Annotated in this window: 12 protein-coding genes and 1 tRNA gene; 8 read left to right on the forward strand and 5 right to left on the reverse strand. The window is 69.1% G+C overall.

Going from position 1 to position 14,925, the window contains the following annotated elements; all coding sequences use genetic code 11:
* Window positions 1–52: 52 nt before the first annotated feature.
* Window positions 53–126: transfer RNA gene (locus NTM_RS04480), tRNA-Gly, on the forward strand.
* A gap of 7 nt (window positions 127–133) precedes the next feature.
* Here the strand turns inward: NTM_RS04480 and NTM_RS04485 are convergent.
* Window positions 134–679: a TetR/AcrR family transcriptional regulator gene (locus tag NTM_RS04485; RefSeq protein ID WP_104861647.1), complete on the reverse strand. Its 546-nt coding sequence runs from the start codon at window positions 677–679 to the stop codon at window positions 134–136.
* 190 nt (window positions 680–869) lie between these two features.
* Here NTM_RS04485 and NTM_RS04490 point away from each other — a divergent pair, with 190 nt between their 5' ends.
* On the forward strand, window positions 870–2,084 hold the full coding sequence (locus NTM_RS04490) for a cytochrome P450 (protein WP_104862153.1): 1,215 nt from the start codon (window positions 870–872) through the stop codon (window positions 2,082–2,084).
* 572 nt (window positions 2,085–2,656) lie between these two features.
* Window positions 2,657–4,063 carry a hypothetical protein gene (locus NTM_RS04495; RefSeq protein WP_163765577.1) on the forward strand — a complete coding sequence of 469 codons (1,407 nt, stop codon included), beginning with the start codon at window positions 2,657–2,659 and terminating at the stop codon, window positions 4,061–4,063.
* Between the two features lie 209 nt (window positions 4,064–4,272).
* Here the strand turns inward: NTM_RS04495 and NTM_RS04500 are convergent, their stop codons facing one another.
* The gene (locus NTM_RS04500; protein WP_163769367.1) at window positions 4,273–5,127 is read right to left on the reverse strand and encodes a glycoside hydrolase family 16 protein; all 855 of its coding nucleotides are present in this window, start codon (window positions 5,125–5,127) and stop codon (window positions 4,273–4,275) included.
* 274 nt (window positions 5,128–5,401) lie between these two features.
* Between NTM_RS04500 and NTM_RS04505 the strand changes: the two genes are divergently transcribed.
* Both NTM_RS04505 and NTM_RS04510 read left to right on the forward strand, forming a co-directional pair.
* Entirely contained in the window at window positions 5,402–7,264 is a 1,863-nt protein-coding gene (locus tag NTM_RS04505; RefSeq protein ID WP_163765578.1) for a lipocalin family protein, read from the forward strand.
* A 54-nt stretch (window positions 7,265–7,318) separates the two neighbouring features.
* The gene (locus tag NTM_RS04510) at window positions 7,319–8,539 is read left to right on the forward strand and encodes an esterase/lipase family protein (protein WP_163765579.1); all 1,221 of its coding nucleotides are present in this window, start codon (window positions 7,319–7,321) and stop codon (window positions 8,537–8,539) included.
* A 532-nt stretch (window positions 8,540–9,071) separates the two neighbouring features.
* On the opposite strand, the gene NTM_RS04520 is transcribed toward NTM_RS04510, so the two are convergent.
* The gene (locus tag NTM_RS04520; RefSeq protein ID WP_179963881.1) at window positions 9,072–10,532 is read right to left on the reverse strand and encodes an MFS transporter; all 1,461 of its coding nucleotides are present in this window, start codon (window positions 10,530–10,532) and stop codon (window positions 9,072–9,074) included.
* An 11-nt stretch (window positions 10,533–10,543) separates the two neighbouring features.
* The gene (locus NTM_RS04525) at window positions 10,544–11,083 is read right to left on the reverse strand and encodes a peroxynitrite isomerase (protein WP_435405026.1); all 540 of its coding nucleotides are present in this window, start codon (window positions 11,081–11,083) and stop codon (window positions 10,544–10,546) included.
* 39 nt (window positions 11,084–11,122) lie between these two features.
* Here NTM_RS04525 and NTM_RS04530 point away from each other — a divergent pair, with 39 nt between their 5' ends.
* From NTM_RS04530 to NTM_RS04540, 3 genes are read left to right on the forward strand one after another with little or no spacing between them, the layout of a single operon-like run.
* Window positions 11,123–12,349 (forward strand): FAD-dependent oxidoreductase, encoded by a 1,227-nt coding sequence (locus tag NTM_RS04530; RefSeq protein WP_179963882.1) that lies wholly within the window; start codon window positions 11,123–11,125, stop codon window positions 12,347–12,349.
* An 11-nt stretch (window positions 12,350–12,360) separates the two neighbouring features.
* The gene (locus NTM_RS04535) at window positions 12,361–13,137 is read left to right on the forward strand and encodes an SDR family NAD(P)-dependent oxidoreductase (RefSeq protein ID WP_163765583.1); all 777 of its coding nucleotides are present in this window, start codon (window positions 12,361–12,363) and stop codon (window positions 13,135–13,137) included.
* Window positions 13,138–13,175: 38 nt separating this feature from the next.
* Complete coding sequence (locus tag NTM_RS04540) at window positions 13,176–13,898, forward strand: hypothetical protein (RefSeq protein ID WP_104862151.1); 723 nt, start codon at window positions 13,176–13,178, stop codon at window positions 13,896–13,898.
* On the opposite strand, the gene NTM_RS04545 is transcribed toward NTM_RS04540, so the two are convergent.
* Window positions 13,887–14,840, reverse strand: a complete 954-nt coding sequence (locus tag NTM_RS04545; RefSeq protein WP_163765584.1) for an L-lactate dehydrogenase — start codon at window positions 14,838–14,840, stop codon at window positions 13,887–13,889. The two genes, NTM_RS04540 and NTM_RS04545, sit on opposite strands and share 12 nt — an antisense overlap.
* Window positions 14,841–14,925 lie beyond the last annotated feature (85 nt).

Here is a 14,925-nt window from a genome sequence, read left to right on the forward strand (position 1 = left end):
GGCCACCTCCACGCCGACGGGCCGCCAAGTGCTAGCCTTCCTGATCGAACAGGCCGATGTAGTTCAATGGCAGAACATCAGCTTCCCAAGCTGAATACGCGGGTTCGATTCCCGTCATCGGCTCCACCGCCCCTCAGCCGAACGCCGGCGCGATGAACCTCTCGACCGCCCGACGCTCGGCGTCGCTATCCCCCATCGGCCAGTACGCCAGCGACAGCACCAGCCGCACGATCCACTGCGCGGCCTCCGGATCGTCGTCGGCGATGCCGGTGAGTTCGACCGCGAGAGCGCCGAGGGCCGGCGATGACATCAGCTCGGTCAGGTCACGGCCCGCACTGAGCCCCAGCATCATCTGCCGCATCGGGTCCGACCTGATGTGTTGCAGCGCAACGACGATCGCCTCGACGACGCGCTCCGTTCCGCTAAGCCCGCTGACCGCGTCGCGCACCGACTCCACGATCCGCGCCGCCATGCGGAGTAACACCGCATCGCGGATCTGCGCCTTGCCGCCCGCGTAGCGGTAGACCGTCGCCCGCGAGCAGTGCACCCGCTCGGCCAATGCATCGATGTCGAGAGCGTCGAGCCCGTCGCGCACGACAAGTTCGGTGGCGGCGGCATAGATCCGGTCCGCGGCGGCGGCGCGCCGCTCTCCGCCGATGAGCCAGTCGCCGTGGGCCATGCCTCCCCCTTCAGACGGACGAACCCTATCGTCGCAGCGCTGAGACAAAGCGCACTGCAAATCTCACAGAACACGCAGGTGGAGACCTCGCGGTGAGACAGATCGAGACCGCAGCGGGACATCTCGGTGTCGACTTCCCGCCACCTCATTGACGCAGTGCGGCACCGTCGCCCAGCGTGAACAGGTGACGATGGCCAAGGACGATCTCGGCATCCAGCTGTTCGACGACGCGTACATCCAGGACCCCTATCCGCTCTACCGGCAGATGCTGGACACCGGGCCGGTGCATCGGATCGGTCAATCGGGTTTCTACGCGGTGTGCGGCTGGGATGCGGTCAACGACGTGATCGCGCGCCCCGACGACTTCTCGTCGAATCTGACCGGGACCATGACCTACGAGCCCGGTGTCGGCGTCGGCACCTTCGAGATGGACGGCCTCGGCGGCCCGAGCCACGTGCTCGCCACCGCGGACGAACCCGCGCACGCCGTGCACCGCAAGGCGCTGCTTCCGCAGATGGCGGCCAAGCGGATTCGCGCGTTCGAACCGTTCATCGCCGACACCGCTGACCAGCTGTGGAATGCCTCGGCGGACCAGGGGCGCCTGGAGTGGATGGGCGCGATGGCCAACCGCCTGCCGATGATGATCGTCGCGCGCATCATCGGCGTCCCCGATTCCGACACCGACCAGCTCGTGCGGTGGGGCTACGCAGCCACCCAGATGGTCGAGGGTTTGGTCAGCCAGGACCAACTGGCGACCGCCGGCATCGCGGTGATGGAGCTCGCGCAGTACATCGCCGACCAGTTCCAACGGGCCGCCGCCGATCCACGCGACGACCTGCTGGGTGACCTCGCGATGGCATGTGCGCGTGGCGAGTTGGAGGACATCGCCGCCCAGATGATGATGATCATCCTGTTCAGTGCGGGCGGGGAATCCACTGCCTCGCTGATCGGTTCGGCGGCTTGGCTTTTGGCCACCCGTCCCGACATCCAGGAACAGGTCCGCGCCCACCCCGAACTGCGCGGCGCGTTCCTCGAAGAGGCCCTGCGCTTCGAGCCGCCGTTTCGCGGCCACTACCGGCACGTCGTCGACGACATCACGCTGGGCGGTGTGGACCTCCCGGCAGGCTCACGACTTCTTCTGTTGTGGGGAGCGGCCAACCGCGACCCGGCACACTTCGACGACCCCAACGAATTCCGCCTGGACCGCACCGGCGCGAAGGGACACATCACTTTCGGCAAGGGCGCCCACTTCTGCGTCGGCGCGGCGCTGGCCCGGCTGGAAGCCGGCGTCGTGCTCGAGCACCTTCTCGATCGCACCTCACACATCGAGGCGGTCGACACCGGCCGCTGGCTGCCGAGCCTGCTCGTCCGGCGCCTCGAACGGCTCGAACTCGCCGTGACGTGACCTAAGGCCAGAAGGGCCGAAGGCCCGCTCTGCGGTGTCGGAGCGCGCGGCCCGCGGCGACGACCGGCCTGTGATGAGAGTCACACTCGACTACGGGTCAGCATCGGCCAATTCCGACTTCACCCTCGCGATTCGCAAAGTCAAAAGCATTGAAACGAAGTCGTCGGAGCACTGCGCGAGGGGCTCCCGCAACGTCCATGCTCCGAATTTCGCCGGCAGTCACCCGGAGTAATTCGGTTCGCTTAGTTAGGTTAGCCAATCCTAATTACACAGGTAGAGCCGCGATCGACCCTCTCGATGTGTTTGCTGACTTTTCCAGAGAATCGCCGGCGGTGGGGAGCTACCTTTTCCGCCATCGAAATTCGTCGACATTTTGACGCCAATCACGAATTCGTGAAATGAGCGTCAGCTACGTGGCCGCTTCTGAGTAAATTCTCAGGTTTCTCTCGGCCACACGACCCCTGACCAACATCACCGCAGGTGAGACGTAGGCATTGTTACTCATGTTCTCTTCAGTTACGGTCTCGCTGCCAAGTTAGGCAAGCCTTCAGTTACTTAGACCAGGAGATCAAGTGCTCTCAGCTCCCGCCCTCGAAACGGGCTCGATGACCGCCCCGTCGAAGCCGCGCGTCAGCAAGTTCCTCGCTGCCGGCGTCGCCGTCGTCGGCGCCAGCGCGATCGCCATCACGCCGGTGTCGCCGGTGGTCGACGTCAAGGCCGCCAACTACGTCGCCAACCACATGGTGGAACTGACCGCCTCCGCGTACCCGACCTACGGCAGCGACACCTCCGCCGTGTACGGAAACCTGCTGAGCGAGTCCGGCGCCAATATCGCCAACCTGTTCCAGGTCTTCGCCTCGGATCCGTTCCCGATCATCAACCAGCTCGCCGCCAACCAGCTGGCTTACGGCCAGAAGATCCTCAGCGGCTTGGCCGGCATTCCGGCCGCGATGAACTCGTGGTGGACCGGCGCCAACGGCAAGGCCCTGTTCGAGCAGGCCGCCGAGCACCTGCGCAACGGTGAGTACGCCGACGCGTGGGATCGCATCAACCGGTCGTTCGTCTATTCGCTGAACATCGGCGCGCCGCTGTACAACGCCTTCTGGTCGCAGGCCCCGAGCCAGCGCAACCCGCAGGGCAACATGGGCATCCCGGACCAGATGGCGCTGAACTTCCAGCAGGTCGTCAAGGTCATCTTCGATCGCAACTCGATCGTCAACGAGATCACCAAGTCGGTGCTCGGCCCCTTCATGGGCGTCGCGTTCGAGTTCGCGCTGCTCGCCGACGCGGTCTCGGCCGCGGTCAAGGAAGGCGACGGTGCGGGCCTGGTCCGTGCGCTGGTCAACGCCCCCGGCGTCATGCTCAACACGTTCCTCAACGGCTACGTCAACCCCGAGTGCACGGGCAACGCCTGCGAGCAGTTCCCCGGCCTGATCAACGCGACCAGCGCCATCGTCAACATCCTGTCGGGTATCCCGAAGGCGATCGCCGAGGCCCTGCAGCCTGATCCGGTGCCGGGTGCGCCGTGGACCCCGCCGGCCACCGCCACCCTGGCCGCGGACGACACGGTCACCACGCTGGCCCGGAGCTACACCCTGGAGGTCGCGCCCGCCACCGCGACCGTCGAGGGCGAGCAGTCCGCCGAGGTCGCCCCGGTCGCCGAGGAGGCGGCACCGGTGGTCGAGGAGGAAGCCACGGAGACGCCGGTCAGCGAGGACGCCACCGCCGGCACCGACGAGGAGGGCACCGAGACCACCGCTCCCGCCGTCCCGGCCGACGACAAGGCCGACGCTGACGCCGACGCCGGGTCGAAGGACGATGACGCGGCCGAGGGAACCCGTAAGTCCGGCAAGCCCAGCCAGTCGACCCGCTCCAGCGCGGCCGCTGACAAGTCCGACTCCACCGACAAGTCCGACTCGGGCGCATCGGATTCCGGTTCGGACAGCGGTTCGGACAGCAGCTCCGGCAGCGACGACTAGTCCCGCAGTACCCACAAGCAGTACCGACAGAAGCCACGGCCCCCTCGGCGACGAGGGGGCCGTCGGCCTATCCGGCGCCGTGGGGGCGGCCCCGATCGAGCGTCGAACGCAGGAACGGGATGATGATGTCTACCGCGGCAAGCTCTTTCACCGGGGCAGGTTGTCCTTGATGGTCAGGTGACGGCTCGGCTACTGCCGAGGACCGCCGCTCAGCTCGCGAAGACGCGGATCCAGTCGACGCGCATCTCGGCGGGGTAGTTGCCGCCGGCCGGCTCCCGTCCCCCCGAGCCGCCGACGGCGATGTTGAAGACCGGAACCATGGTGAACCCGGGATCATTGAACGGCCAGTCCGCGATCGAGTTGGCCGGCACCGTGAAGAACGGCTCCATGCCCGGCTCGTAGTCCTTCCAGAAGTACATGCCCGACGGCAGCCATGTCATCCGCCAGGTATGCCAGGCGCTGTCGACGGGATGGCGGTCGGTCGCGAAGGACGTACCGTCCAGACGCGCGTGCACCGTGGTTCCCGAGGGCCAGTCGTTGTTGCCGTACCACTCGACCAGATCGACCTCGCCGCCGCGGACCGGGTTCTCGTTGACGAGCCAGAACGCCGGCCAGGCACCGGCGGTGAGGCAGTCCAGCTTCACGCGCGCTTCCCAGGTGGTGCCGATGCCGCCGCGCCACAGCCCCATGATCTTGGCGCCGGCGTACTTCTCCTGGATCGTGGTGCCCTCGCCGCGGGTGGCGCGGATGACGAGGTTGCCGTTGCCGTCCTGGAAGACGTGCTCCTGGTCGGTGACATAGCGGCCCATGTTGAACGGTTTGTCCCATTCGACGGGGTTGCGGATCGTCTCGCGCGCCGGGACGATGAACCATCGGGCCGGGTCCGGTGGCGACCCTGCCGGACCGTTGAATTCGTCCTGGAAGAGCATCAGTGGGGCCGCCTCGGTGGCCGCCGGGGCCGGCTCTTCGGGCGTTGCGGGCGGTTGGGCGTGTGCGGAGCCGAGCGGACTCGCCACTGCGGCCACACCCAGACCCATCATGAGCATGGCGTGACGACGATCGATCTCAGGCACAGCAGCACCCTAAACGACCGCACCGGTAGCTGACCGGCAATCGCAGATCCGCACCGGCCGCGTGTCCTGGTCTGCGACGATGCGCGCAGCACGGGCCGCTCGCCGCCGAGAGTGCGGGACAGTCAGCGCCGCAACGACATTGGCCGGATGCGGGCGATGGACGGATCCGGTGCCGCCGCGACGGGGCCACGGCAGAAAATGACCGGATACTGACGCCGCAACAAATTCACCCGAGTTGCCTGCTCAGCGGGGCTACAGTTCGCCGATGACGTCGCAACGATGGGCGATCTGGCTCGGGGCCTTCGGCGCAGGCGCGTGCATCGCACTCGGTGCCGGGCACGGTGTGGCGGCCGCCGACACCGACACCGGCGACAGCGCCGACACGTCGAGCCAGACAACCCGGTCCGACGCGACCGCCACCGCCACGAAACCCGCGGCGGCCGGCAAGTCCGCCCTGACCAGCCGGCGCGATCAAGCCGACCAGGACACGCCGGCCGCCGAATCCGAAGACGCCGGCGGCTCGTCCTACATCGCGGCGAAACCCCGGCACGGCACACGCCGGAACGACGCCGAAACCGGCGCCGATACCCGTGAAGACTCCGACCCAGACCCGGATTCCGCCGCCACCGAGGACACCCCGGATGAGGCGACGGATCCTCCTGCCGCACAACCGGATACGCATGACAAGCCGGCCGCAGTGCGCGACGACCACACCGTCGAGGCGACGCCCGCCGAACCGGCCGCGGCACGGACGCCGGACCAGGCAGCACCGGTCACCGGCGTCAAGACCGGGCATTCCCGGCTCGATATCCCCTTGGGCGACAACGGTTACCGAACACGGGCCGATTGGTACCTGCCGACCCAGGCCGACGGCACGGTCGCGGCCACCGGGGTGATCTGGCTACAGCACGGTTTCCTCGGCAACAAGGCCTTCGTGTCCGCCCTGGCCAAGAACATCGCCCAGCAGACCAACAGCATCGTCGTGGCACCCAACCTGTCGTCGTTCCCCCTCGCCTGCTCCGCGTGCTGGATCAACGGGGCACCGCTGCAGGAGGCGGTGGCGAGCATGTTCCTCGACGACCGGGCGTCGTTGACCGCCAGCGCGCTGGCCGCCGGGTACCTGGGCGCGCTGCCCGACGACTTCGTGCTCTCCGGCCAGTCGGCCGGCGGAGGGTTCGCCACTGCCGTCGGCGGCTATTACGCGACGGAGCCGACCAGTGACGGAAGCCTGCGCGGGGTGGTGATGTTCGACGGCTTCGCCTTCAACGGTGTCCTGGCCGCCGGGCTGAAGAAACTCGACGATCCGTTCGTCCCCGTCTATCAGATCGCGGCGCCGGCCCAGTCGTGGAACGGCAACGGCGCCTCCACCGCGGAACTGGTGGCGGCACGGCCGGGGCGCTTCGTCGGGGTCACCCTCGCCGGCGGGTCACATTCGGATTCGCTGATCGGCAGCTCTCCCCTCACCGACCTCCTGCTGCAGCTGGTCACCGGGTTCTCCCCGGCGGGCAACACGGCCGCCGCGTACACCCTTGCCACCGGCTGGATCAACGACATGTACCGGGGGCTCGGACCGGCCGACGGCACCGGCATCTACGGCGCACCGGACCAGTACATCGTCATGGGCGACGCCTCGGCCGTCGTACTCGCACCACCCCCGGTGGTCGACCTCGCCCGGTACCTGGGCACCTGGTACGAGGTCGGCAGCGTCAAGCAGTTCTTCTCCATCGGCCTGGTCAACACCAAGGCCGTCTACAGCCTCAACCCCGACGGCTCGATCAAGGTGGAGAACTCCGGCAACTATTTCGTCAACAACGGGCCGCAGTCGTCGATCGTCGGGTCCGCACTGCCGGTCGACCCCGCCGACAACAAACTCAACGTGCGGTTCTTCGGTCCCCCGTCGGCCACCCCGCCGGGCAACTACTGGATCGTCGACCTCGACCCCGACTACCGCTGGGCCGTCGTCACCGACTCCACCGGGCTCAGCGGTTTCCTGCTCACCCGTGAACCGGTCGTCTCACCCGACTTCTACCGGGAACTGCTGGCCCGCGCGTCGGTCAACGGGGTGAAGGGCCGGATCACCCCGACCCGCCAACCGGCGGCCACTTCCACCGAAACCATCACCGCCTGACGCCGACCGCTATCCTTTCAGAGAACAGTTGTTCACTGAGAACTCGGAGCGATCATGCGACCAGCCGATGTGCATGCTCTCGGCGACGTCGCCGCCGAAGGTCTCACGGTGCTGAACGCACTGATCCGCGGCGTACACGCGGGCATCGCCGGCCGGGTGTTCAGCACCATCGGCCCCGTCGGCGCGCCGGTACGCGTCGTGCACGACACGATCGCCGGCGGTGTGTACGACGCGCTCGGGGCGGCAGGTCACCGCCTGCCGCCGGCGCTGAGTTCCGTGGCCGCGGCCGGCTTGGCGGTCGACGGCGACCGTCCGGTCGACGAACACCGCGGGCTGGCCGAGGTGATCGGTGCGCTCGACGGCATCTACGGAGACGAACTCGCCGACCACGGCAGTCCGTTGGCGCCGCCCATGTCGGTGCGGGTCCATGGCCGCTCCGTCCCGCTCACCACGGATGCCGTCGCGCAGGCCTTCCCTCGGCCCACCGAGGCGCTGGCGGTGTTCGTGCACGGGCTGTGCCAGACAGAGTCGTCCTGGCAGCGGCCGCCACGGCCGTCCCCTGCCCCCGACGTCCGGCCCTACGGGCAGCGCCTGCATGACGATCTCGGGTTCACCGCCGTCGACATCCGCTACAACACGGGTCTGCACATCTCCACCAACGGCCATGAGCTCGACCGGATCTTGACCCGACTACTGGAGGTGTGGCCGGTACCGGTCCGGCACGTCGCGCTGATCGGGCACTCGATGGGAGGTCTGGTGGCCCGCAGTGCCTGCCACTACGGCCACGAACACAACCGCAGGTGGACCCGCGCCACCCGTCAGGTGGTCTGCCTCGGGTCGCCCCATCTCGGCGCGGATCTGGAGAAGGGTGTCAACGCCGCGACATGGGTGTTGGCGCGCATCGGCGAGACCCGAGCGATCGCAGAATTGCTCAACCTGCGCAGCGACGGAATCAAGGATCTGCGCTACGGGGCGGTTCTCGACGACGACTGGGCCGAGGCCGACCCGGACGAGTTCCTGCGCGACCGGTGCCGCGAGGTCCCGTTCTTACCCACGGCCACATACCATTTCGTCGCGACCACGGCAGCACCGCGCTACCTCGGCGCACTCGTCGGCGACCATCTGGTGCGCCCGTCGAGCGCCTCTGGCCGTGGCCGGCGACGGCGACTGCCGTTCGCCGACGACGCGGGCCTGACGCTGACGGGCCTGCACCACTTCGACCTGCTCAACCACCCCGACATCTACACGATGTTGCGCACCTGGCTGCAGCGCTGACGGACGTCAGGTAGCTCAGGGAGCGGGGACGCTGCCGCAGCCCACACCCGGGATGCAGCCCGCCGCCCCACCGGGTCCGGCCACACCGCTGGGACCGCCCGGAATAGCACCCGCCGCGCCACCCGGCCCCGCGACACCACCCGGTCCGCCCGGGATGACACCCGCCGCCCCACCAGGTCCGGCCGCGCCGCTGGGACCGCCCGGGATCGCACCCGCGGCGCCACCCGGTCCGGCGACGCCACCGGGTCCACCCGGGATCGCACCCGCCGCGCCACCAGGCCCGGCGACCCCACCCGGCGCCCAGCCTGCGGGAGGAGGAGGTGCGGGCGCCCAACCGGGCGGAGGCGGAGCCCCGCAACCGGTTCCGTACGGATCGACGCATCCGGGCGGACCGCCTGCAGCAGCGAGCGGCGCGACGGCGAACGCGGTTGCGGCGGTGCAAGCGAGCACGAGCGGACCGAATGACCAGAGTTTCTGCGACATGACAGGCGAGTAACCCGCGCGGATAAAGGCAAAACCCAACCTCGTCAAATCAGCGCTGTTCCGGCTTTCCATCCGGGTGCGCCGGGAGCGCGCAGATCGCGCAGTTCGGGCACTCCTCCACCGCGATCCGCGACCCGGGCCGGCCCGTCACCGGGCGGATCCCCGCGGCGGCCAGCCCAGCGGCCACGACCATCAGCACCGCGCCGATCACGACCGCGGTGTGGAATCCGGACGAGAACGCGGCGGGGTCGGTGTAGTCGGCTCCGCGCAGCCCCGCCAGCCCGGGCAGCACCGCGACGGCCAGCAGTCCCCCGGCGCGGGCGACGGCGTTGTTCACCCCGGACGCGGCGCCGGCCATCGTCTGCGGTGCGGAATCCAGCACCGTCGCGGTCAGCGGGGCCACCACCAGCACCATCCCGGCGCCGAACACCATCGCGGCCGGGGCGACGTCGAGCAGCCACGACGCGTGCTCGCCGATGCGCAGCATCAGCAGCAGACCCGCCGCAGCGAGTAGCGGACCCACCGTCATCGGCAGCCGTGGACCGATGCGGCTCGACAATGCCCCCGCCCGAGACGAGAACAGCAGCATCACCGCCGTGAACGGCAGCAGTGCGGTGCCGGCCGCGACCGGACTGAACCCGGACACCGTCTGCAGCTGCAGCACCAGCAGCAGGAAGACCGCGCCCAGCGCGCCGTAGATCAGCAGCGTCATCAGGTTGGCGACCCGGAAGTTGTTGTCGGAGAACAGCGTCAACGAGATCATCGGGTGCGCGCTGCGCCGCTCCACCACCACGAACATCGCCAGCGCCACGACCCCGGCACCGATGCACACCAACGGGATCGCGCTGATGCCGTGGTTTCCCGCCTCGGTCAGACCGAAGGTCAGTGCGCCGAGCCCGGCGACGGTCAGCGCGGCGCCGGCCAGGTCCAATTGTCGCGGCGACGCCGGGTCTCGGCTCTCCGGCACGCGCAGCACCGTCACCGCGACGACCACCGCCGCCAGCGGGACGTTGATGAGAAATACTGCCCGCCAGTCATATTCGACGAGGAATCCGCCGAGGAAGGGCCCGATCGCACCGGCGATACCGCCCAGCCCGGACCACGCGCCGACCGCCGCACCCCGGTCAGCGTCGTCGAACGCCGCCGAGATCAACGCGAGACTGCCCGGCGTCAACAGCGCCCCGCCGGCCCCCTGCAGGGCGCGCGCCGCGATCAGCACCTCGATGTTCGGCGCGAGCCCGCACGCGACCGACGCCAGTGCGAACCACACCACCCCGATCAAGAACACCCGCCGTCGCCCGAAGTGGTCGCCGAGCGAACCGCCGAGCAGGATCAACGACGCGAGTGTCAGCGTGTATGCGTTGACCACCCATTGCAGATCGCCGAATCCACCGCTGAGGTCGGCGCCGATGTGCGGCAGGGCGACGTTGACCACCGTGCCGTCGACCATGACCAGGCCCGACCCGAGAACGGTCGCGGCCAGCACCCACCGGCCGGCCGCCGTGCCCATGCGCACACCGGTCACGAAGGCGTCCGGTGCAGCACCGCCGACAAGTGGTGTTGCAGCGGCTGTCCGACGGCGGCCATCCCCACCTGGTAGGTCAGCGTGTCACCGGCGACGTGCAACCTCCGGGTGACGGCCAACACCTCTTTCGCCGACGCGCTGCGACCGACCAGCGTCGATTCGAGATCGATACGCAGTTCGTCACCGTCACCGGTGACGACTCCCTCCTGGATCTCCGCGATCCCGGTCGGGTGCGCCAGGATCCATTCGGCCCGTCCGGGTGCGGGAGCGCGGAGATAGCCGGTCTCGCTGTGCAGAGCCCGTCCGTCGTCGGTGGCACGGGTGCGCTGTGCGTAGGTCAGGAACGGCTTGCCGACGTGTCCGAAGGTGACCTGCTCGGTATAGCCGAACGACGGGATCGTCGGGTACTCACCGGTTCCCTGGCCGGTCCACACGCCCAGAAGCGGCGCGAGCACGGTGACGCCGGGGTGCAATTCCGGGGCGGGGACAGCCACCGGGCCAGCGTACGTCGCGCGGCGGGCGCGAGAACCGGGCATCCGCCGCGAATTCCCCGCCGGGTGCGCGACGATGGCTGGGTGAGCGAGAAGACGACATGCGCGATCGTCGGCGGCGGACCGGCGGGCATGGTGCTCGGTCTGCTGCTCGCGCGCGCCGGAGTGGACGTCACGGTGCTGGAGAAGCACGCCGACTTCCTGCGCGATTTCCGCGGCGACACGGTGCATCCGACCACCTTGCGCCTGCTCGACGAGCTCGGGTTGTGGCCGCGGTTCCGCACGATCGTGCACAGCCGGCTCGACCACGCCACCCTCGACGTCGACGGCCGCAAGGTCACGATGGTCGATTTCCGGAGGCTGCGTCAGCCCCACCCCTATATCGCGATGGTCCCGCAGTGGGATCTGCTCAATCTGCTCGCCGAGGCCGGCGAGGCCGAGCCGACGTTCACGTTGCGGATGAGCACCGAGGCCACCGGCGTGCTGCGCGAGCACGGCCGGGTGACCGGGGTGAGTTACCGAAACACCGACGGCACAGGCGAATTGCGTGCCGACCTGACCATCGCGTGTGACGGCAGGGGCTCGCTGCTGCGCGGCGAGGCAGGTCTGCCGGTGCGGGAGTTCCCGGTCGGCTTCGACGTCTGGTGGTTTCGCCTGCCCCGCCCCGACGACGACGAGATCTACACGCTGTTCCCGCGCCTGACCGCCGGGCGCGCGATGATCGTGATCCCGCGCGAGGGCTACCTGCAGATCGCGATGCTGATCGCCAAGGGCAGTGATGCCGCACTGCGGGCGCGTGGTCTCGACGCGTTCCGCGACGACGTCGTCGCGCTGCTGCCCGAGGCCGCAGAGGCGGTCCGCGGCATCGCCGGCCTCGACGAGGTCAAGACCCTCGATGTCAAGCTGAACCGGTTGCGCCGTTGGCACACCGACGGCCTGCTGTGCATCGGCGATGCCGCCCATGCGATGTCCCCGGCCGGCGGGGTCGGGATCAACCTCGCGATCCAGGACGCGGTGGCCACCGCCCGGCTGCTGGCCGAACCGCTGCGCGGCGGCACCCTCGACTCCGCAGACCTGGCCAAGGTGCGCCGCCGCCGGCTGGCACCGACCGCGCTCACCCAGGCACTGCAGCTGATGATCGACCGCAGGGCGCTCGGCCCGATCGTGAACGGCCGGCTCGCCGGGCCGTCCCCCGCCCTGGTCCGCCGCGTCGAGCGCAACCCGTGGCTGACCGTCGTCCCGGCGTATCTGGTCGGTGTCGGGGTACGGCCGGAGCGTGCACCCGAGTGGGCGAAACGGAGACCTCGGTAAGGTCACGGGCCGTGACCTCAGACTCCAATCCGTTCGATCTGACCGGCCACGTCGCCGTGGTGACCGGCGGCGGTTCCGGCATCGGCCTGGGGATGGCCCACGGCCTGGCCCGCGCCGGGGCCTCCGTCGCGATCATGGGACGCAGCGCCCAGCGGTTGGACGAGGCCGCGGCCGCACTGCGCACCCACGGAAACCCGGTACTGCCGGTGGTGTGCGACGTCACCGACGAGGATGCGGTCACCGCGGCGATGGCGCGCGTACGCGACGAACTCGGTTGGCTGGATTCGTGTTTCGCCAACGCCGGGGTGCGCGGCAGGTTCACCCCGGTGCTGGAGACCTCACTGGAGGAATTCCGCTCGGTCACCCGCGTCGACCTCGATGGCGTATTCCTGACGCTGCGCGAGGCGGCGCGTCAGATGATCTCCGCCGGCCGCGGCGGCAGCCTGGTCGGGGTGTCGAGCCTCGGCGCCTACCAGGGCATGCCTCGCCAGCCCGCCTACGCGGCGTCCAAGGCCGGCGTCACCTCGATGATGGACAGTTTCGCCGTCGAACTCGCCAAGCACGGGATCCGGGCGAACACCATCGCCCCGGGTTGGTTCAACACCGAGATGACCTCCGAGGGGCTCGCCGACGAGCGGTTCCGCGACCGGGTGCTACCCCGGGTGCCGGTGCGCCGATGGGGTGCCGCCGACGACCTCGCCGGTGTCGCGGTCTATCTGGCCGGCCCGGCGAGCGCGTACCACACCGGCGACGTGCTGCGTGTGGACGGCGGTTATCTGAAGTTCTGAACGTTTAGGCCGCCCCCGGTGTGGGACATGATGTGACGGTGAACCTGCTGCTGTCGCCGCTGCCCGCACCCGCCGTCCACATCACCGATGCCGGGGTCGAGGCCACGTTGAGCGCGGCGGTGCGGATCATCAACCCGCTGCTCGACGTGCTGTGGGACACCGACCCGTTCGACCTCAAACGCCGCGACGACCCGATCGGGCGGCTGCTCAACGCCGTCGACGTCCCCGGGACCCCGTCGTGGGACGGCATGGACACCGACGCGCGGATCCACTGGTGGGTGCGGCGCGTCGGGGCGCTGAACACCATCCCGGTCGCGGTCCCGGGTGTGCTCGGCGTGATCGGCCGCCAGCTGCCCATCCAGGACCTGCTCGGGTTCGTCAGCCAGGCCACCGTGCTGTGCGCGGTCGCGCGCGAACTCGGCGTCACCGACCAGCGCACCCAGGTGCGGATGCTGGCCGCGGTGCTGTGCGACCGGGATCTGTCGGTGGTGGTGTACGACGGCGACTCCAGCCGGCCGCTGGCCGCGATCCCGCGCAGCCCGGTGGGCGTCGTGAAGGCCGTGTGGAACCTCATCGGGCTCTTCGACGCGATCGCTGACGAACTGGCCAAGCGTCCGCATCCCCGCGGACCGCTCAAGTACCTCGGCCTGCTTCCCGGTGTCGGCGCGGTCGCGTCCTACATCGGCGAGTGCGGCGCGCTGGCCCGCGCGGCCAGACAGGGCCGCCGCTGGCTGGAGAGACCCGCGCCCTCAGAGGCCTAGCGTCTGCTGCACGCCGTGCAGCGTCTCCGCCGACGCGAGCAGCCCGGTCCGTTCCGCCTCCGACAGCGGTACCTCCAGGACCTGACCCGCGCCGTGCGCGGACACCACCGTCGGCAGCGAGAGCGCCACTCCCGAGACCCCGCACGCTCCGTTCTGCACCGTGCAGACGGGCAGCACGCGGTGCTGGTCGCCGAGCAATGCCTCGACGATCCGGGCGGTGGACAGCCCGATCGCCAGATTCGTCGCACCTTTGCCTTCGATGATCTCGTAGGCCGCGTTCACCACGTCCGACGAGATCCGCCGCTGCGCTTCCTCGTCGAACAGCAGCTCACCGTCGCGACGGAATTCCCGGGCCGGTACGCCGCCGACGGACACACTCGACCACAGCGAGATCTCCGAATCGCCGTGTTCGCCGATGATGATGCCGTGCACGTTGCCGACGGCCAGTCCGGCCTCCTCGGCGATGAGGTAGCGAAAGCGGCTGGAATCCAACACCGTTCCGGACCCGAACACATGCCCGGGCGCGGCGTCGACCGACTGTGCCGCGGCGAAGGTCACCACGTCGACAGGATTGGTCACGAACACCACCACGGCGTCCGGAGAGCGTTGCAGCAGTTGGGGTGTCAGCGTCTGCGCGATCGCCACGTTGGCCGCGGCGAGATCCAGCCGGCTCTGACCCGGCTTCTGTTTGGCGCCCGCGGTGACGACGATGACGGCCGAACCGTCGGTCACTCCCATGTCGTCGGAGCCGGTGATGCGGCAGTGCGGCACGAACTGGCTGCCGTGGTTGAGATCGAGCACCTCGGCGCGCACCTTGGGGGCGTTGACGTCGTAGAGGGCCAACGCTCCCGCCGACCCGCGGATCAGACACGCATAGGCGATGGCGGTGCCCACACTGCCCATTCCGATGACAGAGACCTTGGTGTTCTGCACGACCGGCATGTCCCCATTGTCGTCCATCGGGACGCCGATTACACCGATTGCGGCGAGTTAGCTGAAATCAGATAGCTGGAAACATCCTGTGAAA

It is taken from the genome of Mycolicibacterium parafortuitum, from assembly GCF_010725485.1.
In the GTDB taxonomy this organism is placed as follows: domain Bacteria; phylum Actinomycetota; class Actinomycetes; order Mycobacteriales; family Mycobacteriaceae; genus Mycobacterium.

Excerpts from the sequence above, each read along its gene's own strand:
- NTM_RS04485 (WP_104861647.1), bottom strand. The coding sequence starts at position 679 with ATGGCCCACGGCGACTGGCTCATCGGCGGAGAGCGGCGCGCCGCCGCC.
- NTM_RS04490 (WP_104862153.1), top strand. The coding sequence starts at position 870 with ATGGCCAAGGACGATCTCGGCATCCAGCTGTTCGACGACGCGTACATC.
- NTM_RS04505 (WP_163765578.1), top strand. The coding sequence starts at position 5,402 with ATGACGTCGCAACGATGGGCGATCTGGCTCGGGGCCTTCGGCGCAGGC.
- NTM_RS04510 (WP_163765579.1), top strand. The coding sequence starts at position 7,319 with ATGCGACCAGCCGATGTGCATGCTCTCGGCGACGTCGCCGCCGAAGGT.
- NTM_RS04520 (WP_179963881.1), bottom strand. The coding sequence starts at position 10,532 with ATGGGCACGGCGGCCGGCCGGTGGGTGCTGGCCGCGACCGTTCTCGGG.
- NTM_RS04525 (WP_435405026.1), bottom strand. The coding sequence starts at position 11,083 with ATGCCCGGTTCTCGCGCCCGCCGCGCGACGTACGCTGGCCCGGTGGCT.
- NTM_RS04545 (WP_163765584.1), bottom strand. The coding sequence starts at position 14,840 with ATGCCGGTCGTGCAGAACACCAAGGTCTCTGTCATCGGAATGGGCAGT.